Here is an 18,656-nt window from a genome sequence, read left to right on the forward strand (position 1 = left end):
CGAGGTCATCGGACCCCAACCCATGGCGTTGGTGCGTGGAGCCCGCGCTTGCCCGACGCGCTACGCGTCGGACCAGGTCCTCACCCGGGGCACCCCGCCGCGGACGCGAGGGTTGCCGGCCAGCGAGCCGGGGCTTGTCACTGGCACTCATGACCTACCCGGGAACTATAACCGACGTCCGGCCGTGTCCTGCAAGTACCTACGGGGGGATTGAGGTCGCCTCTCCCGTTCGCGGCGACGGCCGGACGGCGTCCCCCGTGTTGTGAATGTGATCAGCCGTTATTCCCCAGAAGGAACTCATGGGGCTTCCCAGTCGTCCTGGCAGGCAACCGGTGAAACGTCCAGGCAGCCGGGCGACCAAGGAGGAAACGATGGACTGGGTGACCAACCCGGAGATATGGATAGGGTTCTTCACCCTTGTCGCGCTTGAGATCGTCCTGGGGATCGACAACATCATCTTCATTTCGATCCTCGCGGGCAAGCTTCCTCCCGAGCAGCGCGACAAAGCCCGCAAACTCGGCCTCGCCGCCGCCCTGATCAGTCGTCTGGCCCTGTTACTCGGGCTGTCGTGGGTGGTGAGGCTCACGGCCCCGCTCTTCGAGGTCTTCGGGCATGGGATATCCGGGCGCGATCTGATCCTGATACTCGGAGGGCTGTTCCTGCTGGGCAAGAGCGTCTTCGAGATGCACGACAGCCTGGAGGGCAAGTCCGGCCACGCCGGCGGCAAGGTGGCGGCCTCCTTCACCGCCGTGATCCTGCAGATCATGGTCCTCGACGTCGTCTTCTCGCTCGACTCCGTGATCACCGCGGTCGGCATGGTCGACGAGCTCGGCGTCATGATCGCGGCCGTCATCGTCTCGGTCATCGTGATGCTCGTCGCCTCCGGGCCGATCAGCCGCTTCGTGGACCGGCACCCGAGCATCAAGATGCTCGCCCTGTCCTTCCTGGTGCTGATCGGCGTCGTGCTCATCGCCGAGGGCTTCGAGCAGCACATCTCCAAGGGCTACATCTACTTCGCGATGGCCTTCTCGCTTCTGGTGGAGCTGCTGAACATCCGGATGCGCAGCAAGGCGGGCAAGGGGGAGCCTGTCGCGCTGCACCAGCGCTACGGGGCCGAAGGCCAGGCCGGCGAGCGGACCGGCTCTTCTGAGGACAAGGCCGGCGAGCGGACCGGCTCCTCCGAGGCGGACGGCCAGGTGGGTGAGCGGCCCGGCTCTCCCAAGGCCGATAGCCAGGGCTCTCCCAAGGCCGACGGCCAGGTGGGTGAGCGGACCGACTCCTGACGCCAGGTGCTCGCCCGTCCCACGGGCGAGCACCCGGCCGGCGCCGAGGAGGTACCGGCGTGAGCCCGGTCTTCACGAAGGCCGGGCTCACGCCGGTGGCCCGGCTACGGCGGACGTCATCGACCTGTCGATCAGCCCCTTGTTAAAGTCCAGGTGATGCCCCGCCTTGTGGATCTTCCTGGATATCGCAGGTTCTGGGTCGCCTCGACGGTGTCGATCTTCGGCGCGCACGTGACCACCGTCGCCCTCCAGATCTTCGTGGTGGTCGCCCTGCACGCCACCGCCTTCGAACTGGGCCTGATGAACGCGGCCCGATGGCTGCCGTACCTGCTGTTCGGACTGGTCGCAGGGGTGCTCGTCGATCGGTGCCGCCGTAAGCCGATCCTGGTCGGCACCGATTTCGGACGGGCCGCGCTGGTCTGCGTGATCCCGCTGCTGTACGTCGCCGAGCTGCTCACCATGCCGGCGTTGATCGCCTACGTCATGGTCTTCGGGCTGCTGTCGCTGCTGTTCGACGCGGCCAACCAGTCCTTTCTGCCCCGGCTGGTGCCCCGGAAGCTCCTCATCCCGGCCAACGCCCGGCTGGAACAGTCCGACTCCGTGGCCCAGACGGCCGGGCCGCTGCTCGCCGGGGCGCTCATCCAGGTGGTCGGCGCGCCGGTGGCGATGCTGGTCGACGCCGCCTCCTACCTGGTCTCCGGCGTGCTCCTCGCCTCGATCTCCGTCACCGAACGGGCCCAGCCGGCCTCGCGGCGCGACCTGAGGGCCGAGGTGCGCGAAGGACTGTCCTGGATCTACCGCCATCGGACCCTCGCCCCGATGGCCGTGACCTCACATGCCTGGTTCCTGTTCCACAGCATGCTCGGCACGGTCTTCGTGGCCTACGCGCTGGACGCGCGCGAGCTTGACCTCGGGGCGTTCTGGCTGGGAGCCGCCTACGCCTGCGGCGGCGTCGGCGCCTTTCTCGGCGGGGCGCTGGCCGGATGGGCGGGCCGGCGGTTCGACGCCGGTCCGACCGTGATCGCCGCCCATGCTCTGATGGCGCCGGCCTGGGCACTGATGCCGCTGGCCGTACCCGGACTCGCGGTGTTCGTGATGGTCGCTCTCTCCCAGTTCCTGTTCTGGGTGGCCATGGGCGTCACGGGCCCCAACGAGCTCGGCTACCGCCAGTCCGTGACCCCCGATGGGCTGCAGGGCCGGATGAACACCACCATCCGCTCCCTCAACCGGGCCGCGGTCGTCGTCGGCGCGCCCCTCGGCGGGTTTCTGGCCGTCGCGACCGGCTACCGGACGGCACTCTGGATCGGCGTCGCCGGGTTCGTTCTGGTGGCACTGGCAATGGCGGTCTCCCCGTTCCGGCACGCCCGATACGCCGACGCCGTTGACCCCGGCCCCGAGCCGGATTTCACCGTGGGGGTCTGACGGCTGCGACGGCCGCCTTTCTGCGGCCTCGACCAGGAAGATCCCGGTGTATTGGTGGAGTAGTAGGTCAGGATTACGATGCTTAAGTGCTATTTGATCCTTGGAATCCGGAATTTGTCGCCCATCCTTACGACGTCTACGACGAGCTGAGGCGGGAGCGGCCGGTCAGTTTCTTCGAACCGACCGGTCAGTGGCTGATCGCCCGGCACGCCGATGTCAACGCGCTCCTGCGTGACCGCAGGCTTGGCCGCTCCTACCTGCACGTGGCCACGCACCAGGAGTTCGGCAGGCAGGACGACCCCGAGTTCCAGGATCCGTTCTGGCGGGTGGTCAGGGCTGGAATGCTCGACGTCGAGCCGCCGGTCCACACCCGGCTCCGGCGGCTGGTGTCCAAGGCGTTCACCCCTCGCATGGTCGAGGCGCTCCGCCCCAAGGTCGCCCGGATCGCCGGCGAGCTCGTGGACGGCTTCGTCGAGCGCGGCGGCGGCGACCTCATCTCCGAGGTCGCCGAGCCGCTTCCGGTGACCGTGATCGCGGAGATGCTCGGCGTGCCGGAGGCCGACCGGCACCTGCTGCGGCCCTGGTCGGCGGACATCTGCAAGATGTACGAGCTCAACCCCTCGGTCGAGGCCCAGCACACCGCCGTGCGCGCGTCCGAGGAGTTCTCCGACTACCTCATCGGGCTGGCCCGCAGCCGCAGGACGAACCCCGGTGACGACCTGATCAGCGCCCTCGCCCTGGTGGCGGAGGAGGGTGACAAACTCACCGAGGAAGAGCTGGTCGGCACGTGCGTGCTGCTGCTCAACGCCGGGCACGAGGCCACCGTCAACGTCACCGGCAACGGCTGGTGGTCGCTGTTCCGCAACCCGGCCGAGCTGGACCGGCTCCGCGCGGACCACGACCTGCTGCCCACCGCGGTCGAGGAGATGATGCGCTGGGACACCCCGCTGCAGATGTTCGAGCGCTGGGTTCTGGAGGACATCTCGGTGGGCGGGTTCGACATCCCCCGCGGCACCGAGGTGGCGCTGCTGTTCGGCTCGGCCAACCGCGACCCCGAGGTCTTCGCCGACCCCGATCGTCTGGACGTGGGCCGGACGGACAACCCGCACATCTCCTTCGGCGCCGGCATCCACTTCTGCCTGGGCGCGCCACTGGCCAGGATCGAGCTGATCGAGTCGTTCGGCGCGCTGCTGCGCCGGGCGCCGAAGCTGGGACTGGCCGCCGAGCCGTCCTGGGGTCCGGGCTATGTCATCCGGGGCCTGGAATCCCTCCAGGTCCAGGTCTGAGCGCGGGCCGGGTGCGAGCGCGGGCCGATCTCAGGTCCGGCTCTGTTCTCGGGTCGTGTGGGCGGTCTCGGGTCGTGTGCGGGCGGGCCGATCTCACGTCCGGGTCTGGGCGAGCCAGCCGAACCCGCCGAGCCCCTCGGCGGCGATCAGCTCCGCCTCCTCGGAGGCCCTCGTGAGGGCCTGGAGGTAGCCGCGCGGATCGCTGCGGGCGTGTTCGAGGGACGGGCGCGTCCCGGTGACGCCGAGGGCGCGCAACGCCTCCCGCTGGGTGGTCAGGGTCGTCGTGACGGCCCCGGCGCGCTCCCCGGCACGGGCACAGGAGTCGAGGGCCACGTGCGCGGTGACGTCGCACGAGCCGTCCGGCACGGGCGCGACCGTCGTCCCGTCGCGGTATCCGGCCAGGGTGCCGTACGGCGGGCGGTTGTCCGCGAAGTGCGCGTAGTCGATCGCGATCGCCCGGCCACATGCCAGCCGTACGATCACCGACGCCCAGGCCTCGTCGCGGGGCCTGCCGATCTCCGCCCGCTCGCCCGTGGCCCGCATCGGCCACCAGCGGGCCAGCCAGGCCAGATCGTCCTCCTGCGGTCTCCCGCCCAGCCTCTCCTTGCCGTCGGAGACGTTGACCATGACCAGCCGGGGCCCGTCCGCCGTCTGCTCGACGATGTCCACGGGGACGTTGTCCAGCCACTCGTTGGCGATGACCAGCCCGTGGATCGCGTCGGGAACGACTGTCGCCCAGGCGATCTCCTCCGGTAGCGGGGCGGGCCGGGAGGCCAGATCCACCCCGGTGACCCGCAGCCGGGAACGGAGCTCGGGAGGCGCGGCGGCGAGCATGCCGGCGGCCAGCCTGCCCTCACCGGCGCCGATGTCCACGAGATCGACCACCGGAGGGTGGCCGAGCGCGCCGTCCACCGCGATGAGCTCGCGCAGCATGGCCTCGGCGAAGGCGGGAGAGGCGCCGACCGAGGTCACGAAATGACCGGAGGGACGCTCCCGCAGGTAGAACCCGCTCTCGCCGTAGAGCGCCTGCTCCATCGCGGCACGCCAGGTGAGCCACATGAAAGGAGACGCTACCGATCGGAGAAGGGGCGGGCATCGGATCCCCGTGATCTCGGGGCACATGAGTGACTACACATTTTTGTCACTCCACGCTGGTTTCGAACCACCCGCGGCGATCATCGCCCCGGTCCGCCTACCGGCGGCCGACCCGGTCCGCCTCGTGATCGAGGGGATTCCCGGTGGTCGCCAGGCCTGAAACGGCTCGGCACCTGCCATTGTTTTCACCGAGCTTTTCTGGGGATACCCCGGTTTTCGATGCGAGGTGGTTGACACGCATGCCGCGACGCGGCTGAAACAGCCGGGCCCGTTACGCTGGTCACCTGGGCGAAGTGCCCCAGGTGGTCGAAGGGCGGGACACCGTGGCTCCTCTGCTCCCCGAAAGGAATGGCTGCCCGCTTTCCTCGGCCGAGGTGGGCGAAGGACATGCCTTGTCCGTTTCAAACGAAGGAATGCTATCAGTCAGTGACCCCCTCCTGAGGGAGGGAGCTTGAGGCGCAGCGATGCGTTTCGAAGCCCCGCATTGACCAGCCCGAGTCGATCACCTGAGAAGGAGGTGCATTCGATTGACTACGTTTCACGTAAGTGAGCAGACCCACCGGCAGGTGCTTCCTCAGCCTGCCGCTCTGGAATCCGTGGGAGCAGACACCCTCGAGGGTGGGGACGAAACGGCTCACGGACTCCCGGCCTGGCCGGGCACTGGCGTGGAACATGGGCGAGGGGAGACTGCAGCAGAGGGCACCCGTCTGCTGCGGCGTCACCCCGAGGGCGCTTCGGCGTCCGAGGGAGCGGCTCGTGAGAGCCACCCGGTGGTGTTCGTCCTGGACAGGCACGGCCACCCGCTTGACCCGTGCCACCCCGCCCGTGCCCGCCACCTGCCGGCGGCCGGTCGGGCGACGGTGGTCCGGCACACCCCGTTCGTCATCCGGTTGCGCGACCGCGCCGCCGCCGACTCCACCGTGCAGGGTGTGCAGGTAGGTATCGACCCCGGTTCCAAGCACACCGGCATCGCCGTGTTCCGCATCGAGGGCGGCAGCCGTACCGGCCTGTACAGCATCCAGCTTGATCATCGGGGCGAGCGGATCCGCGACAAGCTCATCGCACGCGCCCGGTATCGCCGGCGGCGCCGGTCTCGGAACCTGCGCTACCGGGCACCCCGGTTCCTCAACCGGACCACGCCGAAGGGGTGGCTCGCGCCGTCTCTGCACCATCGGGTGGACGGCACCACGTCATGGGTCGGCCGCCTGTCTCGGTGGGCGCCCGTCACGGCCGTGCACGTAGAGCGGGTCGCGTTCGACACCCACGCCCTGTCGGCCGGTAGGCCGCTCGCAGGAGTGGAATACCAGCAAGGCACCCTGTACGGGTATGAGGTCCGCGAGTATCTGCTGGCCAAGTGGGGTCGCGCGTGTGCGTACTGCGGCATCTCTGGCGTGCCGTTGAACATCGACCACATCCACCCGCGTAGCCGGGGCGGCTCCGATCGGATCAGCAACCTGACCGTGGCATGTGTGGCGTGCAACCAGGCGAAGAACGCCACACCCGGGGTCAAAGCCGGAACACATACCGAGCGAGTCGCGGTTCGTTCCACCGGTAACCTCAACGTCCGCACCCGGCACGGTCTCATGCAGGGCATTCACTACCGCCATGTCCGGCTGCTTCAACGAGCGGACGGCTACGGCTACCTGACCCGTTCAGAAGCGCGGCGCTGCGCCGCGTTTCCTTCCGGCCCTGAAGGACCGGGTTTCCACGCTGGAGGTAGTAGATGAAGCGATTCCCCTGGCGGGTAAACCCGGCAGTCCCCTCGCTAGACCTGATGGGCATCTGATGGACAGAGGCGAGCGCCCGGCACGGCTGGCCGTCGGCGTGATCGGAGCAGGAAGGGTCGGCTCGGCGCTCGGCGTCGCCCTCACAAGAGCGGGCCACCGGGTCGTCGCCGCGAGCGGGGTCTCCGACGCTTCCAGAGAACGGGCCGTCGAGCGGCTCGGGGTCGTTCCCAGCCGCCCCGAGGACGTGGCGGCCCGGTCGGACCTCCTCCTGCTGACGGTCCCCGACGACGCGCTACCCGATCTGGTCGCGGGTCTGGTCGGCACGGGCGCCGACCTGCGGGGCAAGCTGGTGGCCCACACCAGCGGCGCGTACGGCCTGGCGGTGCTGAACCCGGCGATCAAGGCAGGCGCGCTGCCCCTGGCGCTCCACCCGGTGATGACCTTCACCGGCAGGGACGACGACCTGCGCCGCCTCACCGGCATCTCCTACGGGGTCACCGCGCCCGATCCGCTCCGCCCGGTGGCCGAGGCCCTGGTCATCGAGATGGAGGGCGAGCCCGTATGGGTCGAGGACGAGAACCGGGCCCTCTACCACGCGGCACTCGCGGCGGCGGCGAACCACATGGTGACGCTCGTCGCGGAGTCCTCGGAACTGCTGCGGAAGGTCGGCGTGGACCAGCCGGGCCGGATGCTCGGACCGCTGCTCGGCGCGGCCCTGGAGAACGTGCTGCGGCTCGGCATCACCGGGCTGACGGGCCCGGTGGTGCGCGGCGACGCCGCGACCGTCCGCAAGCACGTGGACGCGTTGATCCTGGCCGCCCCCGAGGCCGCCGACGCCTATGTCGCCCTCGCTAGGCTCACGGCGGACCGGGCGCTGGCGGCCGGGCTGCTCAAGCCCGAGGCCGCCGAGCGCCTCCTGGACGCGCTGGGAGGAAACGTATGGACGTGATCGTGGCGGGCGACCGCACCGAGCTGGTGAAGGCGCGCGAGGCCCTGGGGGTCGGCGGGCAGGCCTTGTCGGGGAAGGTCGATCTGGCGCTGGTGCCGACCATGGGCGCGCTGCACGAGGGGCACCGCTCGCTCATACGGCTGGCCCGTGAGAAAGCCGACCACGTCGCCGTGAGCATCTTCGTGAACCCGCTCCAGTTCGGCCCGAACGAGGATTTATCCCGCTATCCCCGGACGTTCGACACCGATCTGGAGATCTGCGCGGCCGAGGGCGTGAGCCTGGTCTTCTCCCCCTCGGCCGAGACCATGTATCTGCCGGACAGGCAGGTGGGCGTCTCCGCGGGAAGGATGGGCACGATCGTCGAGGGGGCATCCAGGCCGGGGCACCTCGACGGCGTGCTGACCGTGGTGCTCAAGCTGTTCAACCTGGTCCAGCCGGATGTGGCGGTGTTCGGGCAGAAGGACGCCCAGCAACTCGCGATGATCCGCCGGATGGCGGCCGACCTCGACCTGCCGATCTCCATCGTCGGCGCGCCCACGGTCCGGGAGGCGGACGGCCTGGCGCTGTCCAGCCGCAACCGCTACCTGTCCCCGCAGGACCGGCGTGCGGCACTGGCCCTGTCCCGGGCGTTGTTCGAGGGGGCCGGGCAGCGGACGCCGGGAGAGATCCGCCGGGTCGCGCGCGCCGTACTGGAGGGTGAGCCGTCGCTGGACGTCGACTACCTGGTGCTGGTGGACCCGGCGACCTTCGCCGAGGTCGGCGAGGACCATGTGGGTGAGGCGATCCTCGCGGTCGCCGCGAAGGTGGGCTCCACCAGATTGATCGACAATGTGACGGTCGTCGTGTGACGACGGCCGGCGAGATCGCTCTCGCCGGCCGCGACGACGAGCTCCGCCGTCGGTGAACGGCCCGCGCCGGGACGGGGCGTGCGGGCGGTGAGGGGAGACGCGGGGTCGCCGGCGGCGCCCCGGGCCCCGGCATCGCGAGCTTCCCCGCGGGCCCGCCGGGCCCCGGCATCGAGAATCCCCTCGCAGGCTCGCAGGCTCGCAGGCTCGCAGGCTCGCAGGCTCGCAGGCTCGCAGGCTCGCAGGCTCGCAGGCTCGCAGGCTCGCAGGCTCGCAGGCGTGCCGGGCTCCGGCGCGGAGAGCTCCCCCGCGAGACCTCCGGCGGCACCCCGGGGAAGAACCGCGGCGCGGCGCCCGTTATCGTCACATTGACGAAATCAAAAGCCTCTCACACCCCTCACAAGGAGGCGGTCATGGCGATTCCTGCCATTCCCCAGAGGTTGACCGCGCCCGCCCCGGGCTGGACGGTCGAGGCGGACGTGGTCGTGGTGGGCTCCGGCATCGCGGGGCTCACCCTGGCGCTGCGATACGCCGCTCTCGATCCCGGCGCGAAGGTCCTGGTCGTCACCAAGGACGTGCTGTCGTCGGGATCCACCCGCTGGGCGCAGGGTGGGATCGCCGCCGTGCTCGACCCGCGTGACACCCCCGACGAACACCTGTCCGACACGCTCGTCGCGGGGGTGGGCCTCTGCGACGAGGAGGCCGTCCGGGTCCTGGTGACCGAGGGGCCGGGCGCGGTGCGCCGGCTGATCGCCGCGGGCGCCCGATTCGACACCGACGACGCCGGAGAACTCCAGCTCACCAGGGAGGGCGGCCACCGGCGCAACCGCATCGTGCACGCCGGTGGCGACGCCACCGGGGCCGAGGTGCAGAGGGCGCTCGTCCAGGCCGTCCAGGAGTCGGCCATCGAGGTGATCGAGCACGCGCTCGTGCTCGACCTGTTCAAGGACGCCACGGGCCGGGCCGCCGGCGTGACCCTGCACGTCATGGGCGAGGGCGAGCGCGACGGCGTCGGCGCGGTCAGGGCGGGGGCCGTGGTGCTGGCCACCGGCGGCATGGGCCAGGTCTACGCCGCCACCACCAACCCCCTCGTCTCCACCGGCGACGGCGTGGCGCTCGCGCTGCGCGCGGGGGCCGTCGTGAGGGACGTGGAGTTCGTCCAGTTCCACCCGACCGTGCTCTGGCTCGGCGAGGACTCCACCGGCCAGCAGCCGCTGATCTCCGAGGCGGTGCGGGGCGAGGGCGCGGTGCTGGTCGACGCCGGGGGCACCCGGTTCATGAAGGACGTCCACGAGCTCGCCGACCTCGCGCCCCGCGACGTCGTGGCCAAGGCGATCATGCGGCGGATGCGGGAGACCGGCGCCGACCACATGTATCTCGACGCCCGCCACTTCGGCGGGGAGAAGTGGCGCACCCGCTTCCCGACGATCCACGCCGTCTGCCTGGAGCACGGCATCGACCCGGTCACCCAGCCGATCCCCGTCGCGCCCGCCGCCCACTACGCCAGCGGCGGCGTCCGCGCCGACCTGCACGGCCGTACCAGCGTGCCCGGCCTGTACGCCTGCGGGGAGGTGGCCTGCACCGGAGTGCACGGCGCCAACCGGCTGGCCTCCAACTCCCTGCTCGAAGGTCTGGTCTTCGCCGAGCGGATCGCCGCCGACATCCACGCGGAGCGGCGGGCCGCCTCCGGCGCGACAGCGGGCGCCGCACGGTCCGTGCCGGGCGAGGCCGGGGGCGCCGTACGGCCCGTGCCGGGTGAGCCGCCGGCCGACGACCGTCCCGCCGGCCTGATCGACCCCCGGGCACGGGCCAGGATCCAGGGTCACATGAGCCGGGGGGCGAGCGTGCTGCGCAGCGAGGAGTCGCTGAGCGAGGTGGCCAAGGCCCTGCTGAGCGTCCGGTGGACCCCGGTGGCGGTCGAGCCGTGCACCGAGTCCTGGGAGACCACCAACCTGCTGACGGTCGCGTCGGTCCTGGTGGCCGCTGCCCGTACCCGCCAGGAGACCCGCGGGTCGCACTGGCGCGAGGACTTCCCCGACCGAGACGATGCCCAGTGGCTGGGCCACCTCGACGTGACCCTGACAGGAGAGGGACTGACCATGAACTACCGTCCGCACGCGAACGTCGCCATGCCCGCGCACACGGTCGACGACCTGGTGGCGGCGGGACTGGATCCCGCCGAGGTGAGCGCCCTGATCGATGCCGCGCTGCGGGAGGACCTGGGGGAGGCCGGCGACGTGACGAGCATCGCCACGATCCCCGCCGGTCAGGTCGCGACCGCCGACGTGGTGGCACGGGCGGACGGGGTGATCGCGGGTCTCGCGATCGCGGAGGCGGTGTTCGCCCGGCTCGGCGTGAGCCGTACCGAACGGCACGTCAAGGACGGCGAGAGGGTGAGCGTGGGAGACGTGCTGATGACCGTCACCGGCGCCACCCGGGACGTGCTGACCGCCGAGCGGACCGCGCTCAACCTGCTCACGCACCTGTCCGGGATCGCCTCGCTCACCGGCAGGTGGGTCCGGGCGGTCGAGGGGACCGGGGCCCGCATCCGGGACAGCCGCAAGACCCTGCCCGGCCTGCGCGCGCTGGAGAAGTACGCCGTCCGCGCGGGCGGCGGTGTCAATCACCGGATGTCGCTTTCGGATGCCGCGCTGATCAAGGACAATCACGTGGTGGCCTCGGGCGGGGTGGCCGAGGCGTTCCGGGCGGTCCGGGACGCCTACCCGGGCCTGCCGATCGAGGTCGAAGTCGATCGGATCGACCAGATCGAGCCGGTGCTGGCCGAGGGAGCGGAGGAGATCCTGTTGGACAATTTCACCGTTGACCAGCTGGCGGAGGCCGTACGGCTGGTGGACGGCAGGGCGCGCCTGGAGTCCAGCGGAGGCTTGACCCTGGCCTCCGCTCGTGACGTGGCCGAAACAGGTGTCGACTACCTTGCCGTGGGCGCGCTCACGCATTCGGCGCCGGCCCTGGACATCGCCTTGGACCTTCGGGGGAATTGATGCTGCTTGCCATTGACGTCGGCAACACCCATACCGTTCTCGGCCTCTTCGAGGGTGAGGACGTGATCGAGCACTGGCGGATCGCCACGGACGCCCGGCGCACGGCCGACGAGATCGCCGTCGTGCTCCAGGGGCTGCTGGGACAGTCGCCGCTGCTCAAGGGGTCCGACGTCGACGGCATCGCGCTCTGTTCCACCGTGCCGTCGGTGCTCAACGAGATGCGCGAGATGTGCCGCCGCTACTACGGCGACGTGACCGCGGTGATCGTCGAGCCCGGCGTCCGCACCGGCGTGCCGGTCAGGATGGACAACCCCAAGGAGGTCGGCAGCGACCGGATCGTCAACGCGCTGGCCGCCATCCAGCTGTACGGCGGGCCGTGCGTCATCGTCGACTTCGGGACCGCGACCTCCTTCGACGCGGTCTCGGCCAAGGGGGAGTACGTCGGCGCGGTGACCGCCCCCGGCATCGAGATCTCGGTGGACGCGCTGGCCACGGCGGGGGCGCAGCTGCACAAGGTGGAGCTGATCCGCCCCCGCTCTGTGATCGGCAAGAACACGGTCGAGGCGCTCCAGTCGGGCATCATCTACGGGTTCGCCGGTCAGGTGGACGGGATCGTCGAGCGGATGGTGACCGAGCTGGCCGACGACCCCGACGACGTCACCGTGGTGGCCACCGGCAGCGCGGCCCCCCTGGTGGTCAGCGAGGCGCGCTCCATCGACATGCACGAGCCGTGGCTCACGCTCATCGGCCTCCGGCTGATCTACCACCGCAACACGGCCTGAGAAGACCTCTGAGAAAAGGCCGATCCGCCGCCGCGGCGGGGAGGCCGCACCGCGGAGCGGAAGGGGGTTCCGCCCGGCATTCGCCCCCGGCGGTCCCTGACGTGGAGCGACGGCTTCCGCGGTGACGGCACTCGCCGCGAAGTGGCGGTTTCCCACGGAGTGGTGGCCTCCTGAGGTTCGCCGCATCGGTACCCTTTGGAACTGTGACCGATGAAGTGACGAACCCCGCCGAGGATCTGCCCGAGCAGATGCGCGTGCGCCGGGAGAAGCTCGACCGCCTCCGCTCAGAAGGTGTCGACCCCTACCCGGTGAATTTCCCGCGCACCGCGACCAACGCCGAGATCCGCGAGAAATATGCCGATCTCGCCGCTGACACCGCGACCGGCGACAAAGTGGGCGTTACCGGGCGCGTAATGCTGTCCAGGACCGGGGGCAAGCTCTGCTTCGCCACGATCCGCGACGGCTCAGGCGACCTCCAGGTCATGATCTCCCTGGACAAGGTGGGCGAGGAGTCCCTGGCCGCCTGGAAGCGCGACGTCGACCTCGGCGACCACGTGGGCATCGAGGGCGAGGTCATCACCTCCCGCCGAGGCGAGCTGTCCATCCTCGCCGACCGTTGGATGATCACCTCCAAGTGCCTGCGGCCCCTGCCGGAGAAGCACGCCGGGCTCACCGACCCCGAGGCGCGGGTCCGCCAGCGCTACGTCGACCTCATCGTCAACGACGAGGCCCGGAAGATGGCCTACACCCGTAGCGCCGTCGTGCGGGCGATGCGCGACTTCTGGCACGGCGAGGGCTACCTCGAGGTCGAGACGCCGATGCTCCAGCCGATCCACGGCGGTGCCGCCGCCCGGCCGTTCAAGACCCACATCAACGCCTACGACATGGAGCTCTACCTTCGCATCGCGATCGAGCTCTACCTCAAGCGGCTCGTGGTGGGCGGCATCGAGAAGGTCTTCGAGATCAACCGCAACTTCCGCAACGAGGGCGCGGACTCCACCCACAACCCCGAGTTCACGATGATCGAGGCCTACGGGACGTACCTCGACTACAACGACATGGCGGACCTGACCCAGCGGATGATCCAGAGCGCGGTCGTGGCCGCGCTCGGCCACTCCGTGGTGACCTACGAGGGTCAGGAGGTCGACCTGGGCCTGGCGGAGTGGCCGAGGATCACCCTCTACGGGGCGGTCTCGGACGCGCTGGGCGAAGAGGTCACGACCGAGACGCCACTGGAGCGGGTCCGGCAGTACGCGGACAAGCACGAGATCCACTGGGACGCCAAGTGGGGGCAGGGCAAGCTCGTCCAGGAGATCTTCGAGGCGCTCGTCGAGCACACGCTCGTCCAGCCCACGTTCGTCATGGACTACCCGCTGGAGACCTCTCCGCTGGCCCGCCAGCACCGTGACAACCCGCTCCTCACCGAGAAGTGGGACCTGATCGGGTTCGGCACCGAGCTCGGCACCGCTTTCTCCGAGCTGGTCGACCCGGTCGAGCAGCGCCGCCGCCTCACCGAGCAGTCCATGCTCGCCGCGGGCGGCGACCCCGAGGCCATGCAGCTTGACGAGGACTTCCTCACCGCCCTGGAATATGCGATGCCGCCCACCGGCGGCATGGGGCTCGGCGTGGACCGCCTCGTCATGGCCTTCACCGGCAAGAACATCCGGGAGACCATCCTGTTCCCGCTGGTCAAGCCGACGGGCTGAACCTGACGGGCAGCGCTGCCAGACCACGCAGCGTGAGGTTCTCCTTGTACGGCGGCGCCGGATCGGCCAAGGTCAGATCCGGCGCCGCCGTCGCCAGGGCGGACAGCGCGACGGCCCCCTCCATCCGGGCCAGCGGCGCCCCCAGGCAGAAGTGGACCCCCAGGCCGAAGGCCAGGTGACGGGCGGGCCCGCGGTCCAGGTCGAGCCGTTCGGGATCGGCGAACACCTCGGGGTCCCGGTTGGCCGCGCCGAGCAGCGCCATCACCGCCTCTCCCCGGCGGATCGGCGTCCCGCACAGCTCCACGTCCTCCAGCGCGAACCTGAGCGTGAGCTGCACGGGCGGGTCGTAGCGGAGGAGTTCCTCCACCGCCTTCGCCGTGTCCCTTTCGTCTCCCCCGCGGAATCGGCGCAGGGCGCCGTGGCGGAGCAGCGCCAAGGTGCCGTTGCCGATCAGGTTGACCGTGGTCTCGTGCCCGGCCACCAGCAGGAGCACGCACGTGCTCAGCAACTCCTCGGTGGTCAGCTCGTCCGCCGTGACGAGGGCGCTCAGCAGATCCTGACCGGGCTCGGCCCGCCGTCTGACCAGCAACTCCGCGAAATAGGCGTGAAACTCGGCGCGGGCCGCGTCACGCTCCGCGAGCATCTTCTCGGGCAGCAGGAAGTCCGGGTCGAGCCCGCGTGCCAGTGACTCGCTCCAGCCCTGGAAACGCGCCTGATCCTCCGCCGGCACCCCCAGCATCTCGCTGATCACCCGGACCGGCAGCGGATAGGCCAGCGCGGAGATCACATCGACCTCGCCGGACATCTTCCCGACCAGCTCCTCGGCGATCGCCGAGACCCTCGGCCGGAGTCGTTCGATCATCCGCGCGGTGAAGGCCCTGCTCACCAGGGCGCGCAGGCGGGTGTGGTCGGGAGGGTCCATGACGAGGAAGGACCGTGTGCCCCGGACGCGTCCCGGGGGCCCCTCTCCATGGCCGAAACGCGGGTCGCGCAGCAACGCGGCACACGGCGCGTATCCCGTGGCCAGCCACATCCCGGCCGGGGTCCGGAACAGCGGGCCCTGCTCTCGTAGCTCGCGGTAGCGCCGGTACGGCGCGCGGAGGAAATCAGGCGCGAAGGGGTCGAACCCCAGCAGGTCAAGGGTGGTCACCGTGCTCAAGAACTGTCTCCGGATCGTATGGCGTGCGACGCGCGGTGGCCGGGCGGGCGACAGCCGGACGGGGGGTCCATCGGCGGGCGGCCGGTCGGCCGAACAATTTCGGCCGAGTTAGTGCATAGTTCAGAAACTCTATTTTGGACATGCTCTATATGGGACGACGCTCGGTATGTGGGACGGGCGCGCCGATCGGCCACGTGCCGAATTCCGCGGGGGAGGCCTCTTCTTTCCCGGGGAGAGCCTCTCCCATTTTCCCATCGCAGGGTGATTCTCTTGGCGTTGTCAAGGCGCTGGGCCGCATCCTCGCCGAAGCGTGTCAGGGCGAAGAGCGTCAGAAAATGATCGTTTTTTCCGAGGAAAAGCGGGGGGACGGCGCCGGCCGGATGGCCGACTCCGGAGGCGATCCCGTCGATCCCAACCCCAGCGAAACCTTGTTCTGCAAGGACTTCGATTACCGCAGTCAGCCGCTGCTTGTGGGGGCCTGCCTTGACTTGGCTGTGACTTAACCACAAAGGCGCCGACATATCATGAGTACTTCACGTAACGAGTACTATGTCAATAGCGGTCAAGCTCTATAGAGAGCGGAACTTGACGACCTTTGAACAAGGCGTTTACCGTTCCTGGCGGGCGGTATTGATTTCTGGCGTGTCCACGCCTGGTTACCTATGAGGGGGGAGTGATTCTAGATGGCTTATCCGGAAGTGGACTCACGCCATGGCGACAGCCCCCTGGGCATGGGCGATATCGGTCTCAGCGACGAGGATCTCGTGCTGTTGGCGGAGCTCGCCAAAGGTGTCACCGTCGACAGGGTGGGACGCCGCCTCGACATCAGCGGCCGGACGGTCCGGCGCAGGCTCCGCGGGATCTGCGACCGCATCGGCGTGGCCACGGCGATCGAAGCGGTGGCCTGGGCCGCCCGCCGCCAGTTGATCTAGACCGTTCCGATCGCCTCAGCGTGGCCGTATCCCGCTCCGACCGGGGCTGACGCTTCTTGACCGTCCCGGCGGCCTCAAGCCTCTCCGGGTCCGCTCAGCCCCGTCCCGGGCCCTTGGGGCGTCGATCCGCCCGTGGCCCGGTCCGCTTCAGTCGGCGATCCGTACGCCGCCCGCGAAGGGCCGGTTCTCGATCGTGGAGACGTGGATGACGTCACCGGTCTGGGGCGCGTGGACCATCATGCCCGCGCCGATGTAGATCCCGACGTGGTGCAGGTCGTTGTAGAAGAAGACCAGGTCGCCCGGTCGCAGCTCGTCTTTGGAGATGTGGGTGCCCGCGGTCCACTGGTTGCCGGTGTAGTGGGGCAGGCTGATGCCGACCTTCTGGTAGGCCCACATGACCAGCCCGGAGCAGTCGAAGGAGTTGGGGCCCTCGGCTCCCCACACGTAGGGCTTGAGCTGCTGGCTGAGCGCCCAGCGGGCGGCCTCGGCGGCCTTGCCGCTGCCCACGATCGGCACGCTGATCTTCACCCGGTTGCCCCGGGTGGTGGCGGCCCGCTCGCGCACCTCGCTGAACAGGTCGCTCTCGACCCGCTTGACCAGGCGCTCGATCTTGGTCCGCTTGCCGGTGATGTCAGCGAGCAGGTCCTTGACCTCGGCGGTTCTGGCCTTGGCGCCGGCCTGCGCCCGCTCGGCGGCCTCGATCGCCCGGCCGACCTGGGCGACCTCCTCGCTCTGCTGCTGCTGGAGGGCGTAGTTGGTGGTGGCCTGGTCGAGGAAGGTGTCGGGGTCGGTCGACTGGGTGAAGGCGAGCGCGGACCCCATCCCGCCCGTCATGTAGTCGCTCTGCGCGAGGAGGCTGGCCTTGCTCCGCCTGGCCTCCAGCTCTGACTCGCTGACGGCGAGGGTCTTCTTCGCGCTCTCGGCGGCGCGCTCCGCCTGCTTGAGCTTGACCCGCTCGCCGTTGTACTGCTCGCTGAGCGTGCCGATCTCGTTGTGCAGCTTCTCGACCTGTTTGGCCTGCTCCTGGAGGCTGGGTTTCGGATCGGCGGTGGCCGCGAGCAGAGGAGTGCCGAGGGTCAGGCAGGCGAACGCCAGCCCGGTGATCGTCATACGGCGGGTGAGTCCGCGGGGGACGTTTCCCCGGCGGCGGACGTCGCCGCCCGTGTGCTTTCCTCCACGCTCGCGCGTGCGCTTCACCAACAGGCTCCTCTCCTCGGTCGCCTACCGGGTTAGCTGACGGGTTCGGGCCGGAGACAGCCCTACCGGGTGCGTGGGGGGCACGTCGGATTCACCCCGGGGGGACGTGGTCGAGGGTGGGTCCCCGGTTCCCCGCGTTTCGGGGATTCGGCGGGTCAGGCTTTTTACATCACTGACAACGAGGACGGACATTAGTGCACTTGGAGGTTCCTGCTCAACCAGAACTGCAAACTCGGTAGAGGTTTCACAACTGAAATGTCACGGAAAGATCACATATCATAATGATCAACATGGGCGTTACGCTGCCTTGATGTCCCCTTGGGACTTCCTTGGTGCGGGTTTTCGCAGGTCCGGTACCGCAAAAAAGACAAGGTCCGACGTATCATCGCCAATCCATGCTCAGCGTGATGGGCGCGCTACCTGGAGTCACGTGATGGTCGTGGGGTGCGAGTTAAGGGTGGGCCGTAATTGGAGAACGCCGAGGACGTACGCTGATCGGTCATGGAGCAGGTTACGGAGCATTCCCCCGTGGCGACCGTACGAGGCGTCGAAACCGGGAAGCGGCGAGCCGAATCCGAGAACGGAGGCGTGGCCGCGGAGCGCGGGGCGCGGAGTCGTCCGGGGTCAGAGGCCGGCACGGCCGGGATCGTGGTGCGGCGCGCCCGCACCCAGGACGTGCGCGCCATCCGGCGGCTCGTCGACACCTACGGGGGAGACGGCCCGCGCCTTCTGAGGAAGGCCACGGTCACCCTCTACGAGGACGTCCAGGAGTTCTGGGTCGCCGCCGACGGGACGGGCGCGGTCGTCGGCTGCGGGGCGCTTCACGTGCTCTGGGAGGATCTCGCCGAGATCCGCACCGTCGCCGTCGATCCCGGCTGCCGAGGGCTGGGCATCGGCCACAGGATCGTCTCCGCGCTCATACGCACGGCGGGCGAGCTCGGCCTGCGCCGGGTCTTCTGCCTCACCTTCGAGGTCGACTTCTTCGGCCGCCACGGATTCCGGGAGATCCAGGGCACGCCCGTCGCGCCGGAGGTCTACGCGGAGCTCCTCGCCTCCTACGACGAAGGTGTCGCCGAGTTCCTCGATTTGGAGCACGTCAAGCCGAACACCTTGGGAAACACCCGAATGCTGCTGCATCTGACACGGGAGCCCGGCTTCCGCGCCCCCGATGCTGACGAAGCGGAGAGATGACTGTTGATATCTGTATCGATACCTTGTGCACCATCAAGCGTGTGAGTCTGACACATGCCACATGGGCAGTTTTAAGTGAG

Annotated in this window: 15 protein-coding genes and 2 riboswitches; of the genes, 12 read left to right on the forward strand and 3 right to left on the reverse strand. The window is 69.4% G+C overall.

What is annotated here, in order from left to right; all coding sequences use genetic code 11:
• Positions 1 to 39: 39 nt before the first annotated feature.
• Positions 40 to 155: riboswitch (SAM riboswitch) on the reverse strand.
• Between the two features lie 216 nt (positions 156 to 371).
• The 3 genes from J2853_RS36375 to J2853_RS36385 all read left to right on the forward strand — a co-directional run bounded on the left by J2853_RS36375 (position 372) and on the right by J2853_RS36385 (position 3,991).
• Complete coding sequence (locus tag J2853_RS36375; protein WP_307565359.1) at positions 372 to 1,283, forward strand: TerC family protein; 912 nt, start codon at positions 372 to 374, stop codon at positions 1,281 to 1,283.
• 156 nt (positions 1,284 to 1,439) lie between these two features.
• On the forward strand, positions 1,440 to 2,705 hold the full coding sequence (locus J2853_RS36380; RefSeq protein WP_307565361.1) for an MFS transporter: 1,266 nt from the start codon (positions 1,440 to 1,442) through the stop codon (positions 2,703 to 2,705).
• Positions 2,706 to 2,791: 86 nt separating this feature from the next.
• Positions 2,792 to 3,991 carry a cytochrome P450 gene (locus J2853_RS36385; protein ID WP_307565363.1) on the forward strand — a complete coding sequence of 400 codons (1,200 nt, stop codon included), beginning with the start codon at positions 2,792 to 2,794 and terminating at the stop codon, positions 3,989 to 3,991.
• Positions 3,992 to 4,084: 93 nt separating this feature from the next.
• Here J2853_RS36385 and J2853_RS36390 read toward each other — a convergent pair whose 3' ends face one another.
• Entirely contained in the window at positions 4,085 to 5,050 is a 966-nt protein-coding gene (locus tag J2853_RS36390; protein ID WP_307565364.1) for an SAM-dependent methyltransferase, read from the reverse strand.
• Positions 5,051 to 5,751: 701 nt separating this feature from the next.
• Here J2853_RS36390 and iscB point away from each other — a divergent pair.
• The 6 genes from iscB (at position 5,752) to lysX (ending at position 14,097) form a co-directional block, all read left to right on the forward strand.
• Positions 5,752 to 6,813: an RNA-guided endonuclease IscB gene (gene iscB, locus J2853_RS36395; protein ID WP_307565366.1), complete on the forward strand. Its 1,062-nt coding sequence runs from the start codon at positions 5,752 to 5,754 to the stop codon at positions 6,811 to 6,813.
• Between the two features lie 58 nt (positions 6,814 to 6,871).
• Positions 6,872 to 7,762, forward strand: coding sequence for a Rossmann-like and DUF2520 domain-containing protein (locus tag J2853_RS36400; RefSeq protein WP_307565368.1), 891 nt, complete (start codon positions 6,872 to 6,874; stop codon positions 7,760 to 7,762).
• On the forward strand, positions 7,753 to 8,610 hold the full coding sequence (gene panC, locus J2853_RS36405) for a pantoate--beta-alanine ligase (RefSeq protein WP_307565370.1): 858 nt from the start codon (positions 7,753 to 7,755) through the stop codon (positions 8,608 to 8,610). The genes J2853_RS36400 and panC overlap by 10 nt, the downstream gene beginning before the upstream one ends.
• Positions 8,611 to 9,020: 410 nt before the next feature.
• The gene (locus J2853_RS36410) at positions 9,021 to 11,609 is read left to right on the forward strand and encodes an L-aspartate oxidase (protein WP_307565372.1); all 2,589 of its coding nucleotides are present in this window, start codon (positions 9,021 to 9,023) and stop codon (positions 11,607 to 11,609) included.
• On the forward strand, positions 11,609 to 12,391 hold the full coding sequence (locus tag J2853_RS36415) for a type III pantothenate kinase (RefSeq protein WP_307565374.1): 783 nt from the start codon (positions 11,609 to 11,611) through the stop codon (positions 12,389 to 12,391). Before J2853_RS36410 ends, J2853_RS36415 begins: the two co-directional genes overlap by 1 nt.
• A gap of 248 nt (positions 12,392 to 12,639) precedes the next feature.
• Positions 12,640 to 14,097: a bifunctional lysylphosphatidylglycerol synthetase/lysine--tRNA ligase LysX gene (lysX, locus tag J2853_RS36420; RefSeq protein ID WP_307568942.1), complete on the forward strand. Its 1,458-nt coding sequence runs from the start codon at positions 12,640 to 12,642 to the stop codon at positions 14,095 to 14,097.
• On the opposite strand, the gene J2853_RS36425 is transcribed toward lysX, so the two are convergent.
• Positions 14,081 to 15,247 (reverse strand): cytochrome P450, encoded by a 1,167-nt coding sequence (locus J2853_RS36425; RefSeq protein ID WP_307568943.1) that lies wholly within the window; start codon positions 15,245 to 15,247, stop codon positions 14,081 to 14,083. The genes lysX and J2853_RS36425 overlap by 17 nt on opposite strands.
• 143 nt (positions 15,248 to 15,390) lie before the next feature.
• Here J2853_RS36425 and J2853_RS36430 point away from each other — a divergent pair, with 143 nt between their 5' ends.
• Together J2853_RS36430 and J2853_RS36435 are read left to right on the forward strand one after the other, a co-directional pair.
• The gene (locus J2853_RS36430) at positions 15,391 to 15,759 is read left to right on the forward strand and encodes a hypothetical protein (protein ID WP_307565376.1); all 369 of its coding nucleotides are present in this window, start codon (positions 15,391 to 15,393) and stop codon (positions 15,757 to 15,759) included.
• Positions 15,760 to 15,939: 180 nt separating this feature from the next.
• Positions 15,940 to 16,188, forward strand: coding sequence for a helix-turn-helix domain-containing protein (locus J2853_RS36435; RefSeq protein ID WP_370879481.1), 249 nt, complete (start codon positions 15,940 to 15,942; stop codon positions 16,186 to 16,188).
• A 147-nt stretch (positions 16,189 to 16,335) separates the two neighbouring features.
• Here J2853_RS36435 and J2853_RS36440 read toward each other — a convergent pair whose 3' ends face one another.
• Entirely contained in the window at positions 16,336 to 17,385 is a 1,050-nt protein-coding gene (locus J2853_RS36440; RefSeq protein ID WP_307565378.1) for a C40 family peptidase, read from the reverse strand.
• Between the two features lie 5 nt (positions 17,386 to 17,390).
• Positions 17,391 to 17,548, reverse strand: a riboswitch (cyclic di-AMP (ydaO/yuaA leader).
• Between the two features lie 485 nt (positions 17,549 to 18,033).
• Between J2853_RS36440 and J2853_RS36445 the strand changes: the two genes are divergently transcribed.
• On the forward strand, positions 18,034 to 18,576 hold the full coding sequence (locus J2853_RS36445) for an amino-acid N-acetyltransferase (RefSeq protein ID WP_370879553.1): 543 nt from the start codon (positions 18,034 to 18,036) through the stop codon (positions 18,574 to 18,576).
• The last annotated feature ends 80 nt before the right edge of the window (positions 18,577 to 18,656 follow it).

The sequence above is a fragment of the Streptosporangium lutulentum genome (genome assembly GCF_030811455.1).
Lineage (GTDB): Bacteria > Actinomycetota > Actinomycetes > Streptosporangiales > Streptosporangiaceae > Streptosporangium > Streptosporangium lutulentum.